General features: G+C 56.5%; 11 protein-coding genes. 5 read left to right on the top strand and 6 right to left on the bottom strand.

The features are described 5' to 3' along the window. Positions 1-685: 685 nt before the first annotated feature. The 3 genes from HDE79_RS19275 to HDE79_RS19285 all read left to right on the top strand — a co-directional run bounded on the left by HDE79_RS19275 (position 686) and on the right by HDE79_RS19285 (position 1,621). Positions 686-934, top strand: a complete 249-nt coding sequence (locus HDE79_RS19275; protein WP_184604458.1) for a hypothetical protein — start codon at positions 686-688, stop codon at positions 932-934. Positions 935-1,182: 248 nt separating this feature from the next. Continuing rightward, a complete protein-coding gene (locus tag HDE79_RS19280; RefSeq protein ID WP_184604460.1) occupies positions 1,183-1,407 on the top strand; it encodes a hypothetical protein in 225 nt (74 codons plus the stop codon). Then, entirely contained in the window at positions 1,391-1,621 is a 231-nt protein-coding gene (locus HDE79_RS19285; protein ID WP_184604461.1) for a hypothetical protein, read from the top strand. Before HDE79_RS19280 ends, HDE79_RS19285 begins: the two co-directional genes overlap by 17 nt. 514 nt (positions 1,622-2,135) lie before the next feature. Here HDE79_RS19285 and HDE79_RS19290 read toward each other — a convergent pair. After that, the gene (locus HDE79_RS19290) at positions 2,136-2,387 is read right to left on the bottom strand and encodes a hypothetical protein (protein WP_184604463.1); all 252 of its coding nucleotides are present in this window, start codon (positions 2,385-2,387) and stop codon (positions 2,136-2,138) included. Positions 2,388-2,632: 245 nt separating this feature from the next. Between HDE79_RS19290 and HDE79_RS19295 the strand changes: the two genes are divergently transcribed. After that, positions 2,633-2,818, top strand: coding sequence for a CsbD family protein (locus tag HDE79_RS19295; protein WP_184604464.1), 186 nt, complete (start codon positions 2,633-2,635; stop codon positions 2,816-2,818). Positions 2,819-2,890: 72 nt separating this feature from the next. Here the strand turns inward: HDE79_RS19295 and HDE79_RS19300 are convergent, their stop codons facing one another. The 4 genes from HDE79_RS19300 to HDE79_RS19315 all read right to left on the bottom strand — a co-directional run bounded on the left by HDE79_RS19300 (position 2,891) and on the right by HDE79_RS19315 (position 5,159). Further along, positions 2,891-3,697: a hypothetical protein gene (locus HDE79_RS19300; protein WP_184604466.1), complete on the bottom strand. Its 807-nt coding sequence runs from the start codon at positions 3,695-3,697 to the stop codon at positions 2,891-2,893. A 390-nt stretch (positions 3,698-4,087) separates the two neighbouring features. Next, entirely contained in the window at positions 4,088-4,342 is a 255-nt protein-coding gene (locus HDE79_RS19305; RefSeq protein ID WP_184604468.1) for a CsbD family protein, read from the bottom strand. A 147-nt stretch (positions 4,343-4,489) separates the two neighbouring features. After that, on the bottom strand, positions 4,490-4,732 hold the full coding sequence (locus HDE79_RS19310; protein WP_221440256.1) for a hypothetical protein: 243 nt from the start codon (positions 4,730-4,732) through the stop codon (positions 4,490-4,492). A gap of 184 nt (positions 4,733-4,916) precedes the next feature. Continuing rightward, positions 4,917-5,159, bottom strand: a complete 243-nt coding sequence (locus HDE79_RS19315) for a hypothetical protein (RefSeq protein WP_184604469.1) — start codon at positions 5,157-5,159, stop codon at positions 4,917-4,919. 95 nt (positions 5,160-5,254) lie between these two features. Here HDE79_RS19315 and HDE79_RS19320 point away from each other — a divergent pair, with 95 nt between their 5' ends. Beyond that, positions 5,255-5,509, top strand: a complete 255-nt coding sequence (locus HDE79_RS19320) for a hypothetical protein (RefSeq protein WP_184604471.1) — start codon at positions 5,255-5,257, stop codon at positions 5,507-5,509. A gap of 266 nt (positions 5,510-5,775) precedes the next feature. Here HDE79_RS19320 and HDE79_RS19325 read toward each other — a convergent pair. Next, a partial coding sequence (locus HDE79_RS19325; RefSeq protein ID WP_221440258.1) for a hypothetical protein occupies positions 5,776-6,000 on the bottom strand: 225 nt, incomplete at its 5' end.

Here is a 6,000-nt window from a genome sequence, read left to right on the forward strand (position 1 = left end):
TCAAGGAATTAATCGCGGACGAATCCTTGCCTGATCGTGTCCGCAATGAGGCCGATCGTTTGCTCCGTCGCTATCCGACTGTCGACGAGTTCCGGTTGCTTGCCAAGATCGAGGCATCCTACGTGAGGTCAAACCTGTTAACGCCGGAGTTCGACGTCTCTTGGCTCTAAGGTTATCGCTTCGGCCCACACAACTGATGAGCCATGTCGTGAGCTACGGATTCCGGTGAAGCTGGTCATTGTTCCGGTTGACCACTGATCGGAGCGCTGATACAGGTCATGACGTCGCTCGACCGCCGGAGACGATGCCTAGGATTCATTTTAAGATCGCCGTTACTGGTTTATCGAGCCGATGTCGCGCCTTGTGATCCTTAGAGGCCCATCAAGTCGCCATATGTCACGAGTGCTGCCCGTTCATGAAGCGAGCATCGTCGCTGGTGAGAAAGGCGACGGGGCCGGCGTGTCGTCGGGTTTGCCGAGCGGCTTGATCGCTTACATGTTGTAGACAAACTTTTGATCATCTGGCATGTCGAACGCGCCTGCGAGTGCGCGCCGATTTCAGAAGCTAATTTCCCTTCGCCAGTTATTTGTAAACGCGTGATCGAACCGTGTAGATAAATAACGACACCCGTCTGAATAGGGTCTAATGTGGGCGTGGGCGAGCATCACGCCTCCTCAGAGAGCTCATGCCTAACCGGCTCGTTGTTTTGATCGTGGACGACCATCCCGATCTTCTGATAACCCTCAGCTCATTTGTCGAAAGGTTGCCCTATGTCAGAGTTTTAAGCACGGGCGACTTTGGGCGAGTGGCCACGTGGATCGCGGCCGAAAAATGCATTGATCTTGTGTTGACCAACGTCTGGCTAAAAGGCGACTTCACGGCCTACATGTTGCCGATCTGGCTGCAGCAGCCCATCCCGAAGTGGCCATCGTGATGATATCTACCGACGAGCGGTCAAATATCCAAGGCTTGCCTGGGCACCACGCGTTCATCCAGATGCCCTTCGGCGTTGAGGCCCTGATCGAACACATCGATGATGCATTCGTGCGACGACACAAAAGCTAGGCCAAGCTGACGAGCGCTGTTCCGGAGTAAAAGCGTCCGCGGGCGCAGATCCGTTCTTCATCGTTTGTTGATGCGAGCGGCATTTATTCTGCAGGCTTGTCCTTGGAGTGCCTTTGAATGTTTGCCACCAGAGAAGAGTTGCAGCGCCGTCTGATTAAGCTTGAGGCCAACATGCCGTGGTTGGTCAAAGAATATCCCGATAAGGCGCACTTCTACCCCGAATTTTCTAGCTACGCTGACGAAATCACCGGTAAGGCCAGTCCCGAGGATGTCGAATGGGCAACCTCCGAACTCAGCCGTATCCTCATTAAATTTGGCGTCGTCGATGACTTCGCGCCCTGAACTGGATGCGCTGCTGCGTCAGCTTGAATTGGATTTGCCTTACATGAAGGCCGATATGCACGGTTTCTACCGGGAATTCGAGGACCGAGCCGAGCTGATCCTTGGGGTCGCTGAGGGCAGTGAAGCAGAGTACGTGCTGGATTGCCTGATGACGATTTTACGCCGGGGCGACATTGCGCAAAAAAATATATTCAAGAGATCGAGGCTGCACTGACCAAGCTGTCGGTCACATCGATTGCGTGGCTGTCTGCAACGACAAGCTATATGAACCTAGATGCGCGATTTCGGTCATTGCGTGGCGTTGGCCGCACGCTGAAAGATGCGCGCGCGATTGACGCGTCTTGAACATTGTTACGCGCGATCTCCGATTGCCTCTATGGCTGTAATTAGGAAATAGTTTATGTCCACCCTTCGATTTTCCGTCTCTCCCAGACGAAACCCATTCGAACATTGAAGTCAGCGTTGAGCAGGTCGGTGAGCCATCGGTTGGCTTCTTGATTTTGGTTCCCGATGGCCGCGGTGCCACGCCCACCATGGCCGGTCCCAAGCCGCGTGTGATCGGCGGCAAGGGCGCAGCGACTGTGAATGATGATTATGCGTTGGGTGGATACGCAGGCATTTGACCTTGTTCGGCTTGTTTTACGTTGGAAAAACTAAAGCCTTGTGCGTCGCCCTGCATTAACGGTCATCGCCCGAGGGACCACGCCTCGCCAGCGACCGGTCGGCGTCTATGGAGCGAAGCGGTCGGTGGGAAACATGTCCGTCACCAAGATGGCGGCGTAGGCCATGTTGACGACCAACGTGAGCTCTCGAAACATGGTTGACGGACTGCGCACATTTTCACGAAAAGCGAAAAATACCAACGTGTTTTTCTTGATCTTCGGCGCGCTTTCTGCGATGACATCACTCCGCTCCGCCACTTCCGCGTCGAACACTAGGATCCAGCGTTCGGGCGGTTCGCTGCCGACCGTCGCGATCACAGGTTGGCGCTTCCCTGGTTTCCAGGACAAAGGGGAAGGGGCATCGAAGCCTTTGATCTGGATGGGGGCATGGTCATGGGCGGCATATTAGCGACCGTGCAGCCAAACTCGTTACACAGTAAGCCCTGTGATTCGCCGCTTCCAGAAAGCGGCATTTTTTTGTGTTTAAAGTTCACGTCAGCACGACTGGCGCGTGCCTATAACGAGGAGGCCGCAACGTTGCGGCTACTCCGAGGAGCCGCACGATGGACAAGAACCGAACCGAAGGCGCGAAGCATGAAGTCAAAGGCGCCGTTAAAGAAGGGATTGGCAAGGTGACCGGCAACAAGAGCAAGGAAGCGGCCGGCAACATTGAGAAGAACGCCGGTAAAGTTCAGCACGCCGTGGGGAAAGCCGCTGACAAAGAGCGCGATGCCGCCCAAAAGCACTGACTTCGTGCACAGCATTCAAAGAAAAAGCCGGTCATTGCGACCGGCTTTTTTTCTACGGTCCTCCGTTAGCCTTTAGTGCAATCGACGCGCCGGATACTTCCGCAGGTGGTAGACGCGATGGATTTGCCCAGCGCCAAGCCAGCCGCCGACGGCTGCCGCCAACAAGGACAGGAAGCCACTGAGGAAAGCAATCCAAAGGGTCAGCGAGAGGTAATGGGCTGTTTTTTCGGCCGCCATTTTTGATTCCGATCGGGCAGCATCAATCTGCGGTGTCAGTTTCTGAAGGGAGGCAGCCGCTGCCTCGGTGCCGGTGCCCGTATCTGCCGCCATCAACGCGGCGGCGACATCGTCTTGACCAGCGAGGAGGGCGGTGACGATCGGCGATGAATTACCGTGCTCGCCGCCGGTCAGTTGATACGAAATATTCGCGTCGAGCACACTGACCGCGGGGATCATTGCAGGTCCGCCATGACCCTCGGGTCCGGGTCCGTGTGCATCCCCGGGGTATCCCGACATCGCATGACCCAGACCCATGGCAAGCCACAGTGCGGTCGCCGTCAGGGACAGGCCCCAGACCGTCACGCCATGCAACGCGCCGCTAGTGTCGTCATTGCGTCCGTCGAACCACGCGGCAAACATACCGCCCAGGAAAAGTGCCGCGATCCACGTAACGATTATCCAGATGGCCGTGCCGATGCCAATGCCTTTCGCACTCCTGGCGGCGTTCCAGGCGTCGAAACTGGCGAAGCCCAAGGCCAAACCGGCGACATACAACAAGCCCGCTGCTGCGGTGGCAACGAGCCAACCGGCGATGACCGCGCGGAACCGCATGGCGGGGTGTTTCAGCGCGACCGCGTCGCCGCTGGGTGAGTAAGACATATCCTTCTCCCGATAACCGAATGGTTTGGCTTGTGTGGGGCGAATACAGCGATCCGCCTCTCAGCTCACGCGCAGCCTCTGAGCAGCGCAAATAAGATCAGCAACGGAATGGGAACGCCCATAAGCCACAAGAGAACGTAGCCAATGCCTCCCTTTTCTTTGGACGAAGGCGGTGGTGTCGAATATGTCTCATTCATGATGTCTCCCTCTTGCGCAAACGGTTGACTGCTTGGCTCTCTTCGTCCCCAGAGCCGCCGCGGTGTTGCACTCTCGCCCGAGCGGGGTCGAGAGATCGTGATATTGCGCCGCGATCGCCTGACAAAGGAAAAGCGGCCTTTAAGCCGCTTTTTATCGTGCACACCGATCGGCAGAGTCCGCTCGATGTCACCTTCAGTCACAGTTCGCCGTCAACCGACCCAACAGAAACGCCAGGCCGGCCGTAATCAACACGGCATTGAGCGGACGATCGGCAGCCCACTCACGCACGCGTTCAACCATATCACCCGCTTTGGCTTGAACATCGCCAGCCGCCGCGCGCGCTTTGCCTTTGACCTGTTGGTCGGCGTCGCCCGTCAATGCGCCGGCCGCGTCCTGGATGCGGCCGGCCACCTTGTTGACGGTGCCTTCCACTTGATCTTCATTCATGCGAGTAAACCTTTGAGGTTGATTGATGTTGTTTACGACACTGGGCGAAGCGTCGTGAAGAACATAGAAAAATGCATTCTTGCCCGACCTTTCGTTCAGCAGATAGCGGCGGTCAAACTGGTTCAAAGCTTTCAACCGCCCGCGGCCTCATAGGGACGCGTTCACCAGGCAGAACCGCTGCAGGCGCCATGGGCTGAGTTGGATTAGTGCGACCCAGAGTGATGTTTTCGATGCACGAACGTAGCGATTGGCATACGTCCATATTTCGCCCGTGTCGGTGATCAGCACCACCCAATACAGATCGGATTCGGGACCGTAATCCAACATCACGTGCGCGAAGCCTTCGCCCTTGGGCGTGTTCATGGGGATGGGTGGATAGAGCTGCATCATGGTCATTCTCCGGTCATTCTCCCGGACGATGCTGCAAGCTGAGCTTCGCGCAGTGAATTCCCCGAGAAGCAAATGCATCGGCAACTTTCATGATTGGTTGCCAGAAGCTGCCCAATGGCGGCAGGCGGTGAGATAAAAAGCCGGGCCAACACGGCCCGGCTTTTCAGTTTTCAGACGGATTGACTTATTTGGCTTTCGCTTCCGACGCGCTAAAAATGTCTTCAGCATGGTTGCGCTTGAACACTTCCTTGGCCACGTCGCGCTGCTTGCTGTCCTCCGTGTGCACGGAGATCAGAATGTTGCCTTCGCGGATTTTGGCGTCGTTCGGCTTCAGCATTTCGCGAATATCTTCAGCGTCGTTCGTCACTAGGAAAGAGAGGCCGTAAGTTGATCCGCCGGACACCGTAGGCGACACCCGGTGACCCATGGTCAGTACGACGCCTGCAACCAAGGCAACGACGTCATCGGTAATTTCAGCAGCGTCTAGTTACAGAATTTCGGGGATAAAACGGCCAAACGCCGTTGATCGAAGTTCAAGGCTTTTTGCGCGAAACCGCGCCAGCATTGCGCTTTCGCGGGGTCCACGGAAAACCGCAGAGCGCAGTTGGAAACAGCGCGGAGATGGAGCCATGGCAACCGGAATCCAACTTTTCTCTGGCGGCGAAACGTAATGCCTGCATCGAAATCGTAAACGTCAAATCGGCGGGTAAGCGTTCAGCCGATGAAAACGCGGATAAACGGCAGCTAACCGCAGGTTGGGCGCTGCACAGAAATTAGATTTTGGGATCGGGAGTGCCTTGATGGCGTCGCTCTGCTTCAGTGACCCTAAGCTGCAGAAGACGCCACAAGCTGCCAACTGCAACGGTAAGGTAACGGCGACCACCGACCTCACGAACGTGTATGGTGCAACTATCTCACGCGCGGGCGTTGCGTGCTTCATGATCGAACAAGTTATCGACGACCGATGGCTCAGTAAGACGCCGCTCATCACCTCATCCCGATAGGTTTGTGCGCCATTGGATCCTGATCTGGCGGATCTTCGATCAGAACGCCAACGCGACCTGGGCTTTTACGCCGCGATCGTTTTCGTGGCTGGCGTGAGCATAGGTACCGTCGAGGCTGGCCGTCCAACCATGACGGAGTTCGGCCGACAGGCCCCCACTGACGGTTTCGAGCAGTCGACCCGTCTTGACGCCATCGGTGCGGAACGCTGTGCCTGGCGCGGCTTCAAAGCTGACGTCTGCGGTGCCCATGGCGTCACCTTGCTG

The sequence above is a fragment of the Rhodanobacter sp. MP1X3 genome, assembly GCF_014207165.1.
In the GTDB taxonomy this organism is placed as follows: domain Bacteria; phylum Pseudomonadota; class Gammaproteobacteria; order Xanthomonadales; family Rhodanobacteraceae; genus Rhodanobacter.

Coding starts and splice junctions, on each gene's coding strand:
- HDE79_RS19275 (WP_184604458.1), top strand. CDS start 686: ATGCCTAACCGGCTCGTTGTTTTGATCGTGGACGACCATCCCGATCTT.
- HDE79_RS19280 (WP_184604460.1), top strand. CDS start 1,183: ATGTTTGCCACCAGAGAAGAGTTGCAGCGCCGTCTGATTAAGCTTGAG.
- HDE79_RS19285 (WP_184604461.1), top strand. CDS start 1,391: ATGACTTCGCGCCCTGAACTGGATGCGCTGCTGCGTCAGCTTGAATTG.
- HDE79_RS19295 (WP_184604464.1), top strand. CDS start 2,633: ATGGACAAGAACCGAACCGAAGGCGCGAAGCATGAAGTCAAAGGCGCC.
- HDE79_RS19300 (WP_184604466.1), bottom strand. CDS start 3,697: ATGTCTTACTCACCCAGCGGCGACGCGGTCGCGCTGAAACACCCCGCC.
- HDE79_RS19305 (WP_184604468.1), bottom strand. CDS start 4,342: ATGAATGAAGATCAAGTGGAAGGCACCGTCAACAAGGTGGCCGGCCGC.
- HDE79_RS19310 (WP_221440256.1), bottom strand. CDS start 4,732: ATGATGCAGCTCTATCCACCCATCCCCATGAACACGCCCAAGGGCGAA.
- HDE79_RS19315 (WP_184604469.1), bottom strand. CDS start 5,159: ATGGGTCACCGGGTGTCGCCTACGGTGTCCGGCGGATCAACTTACGGC.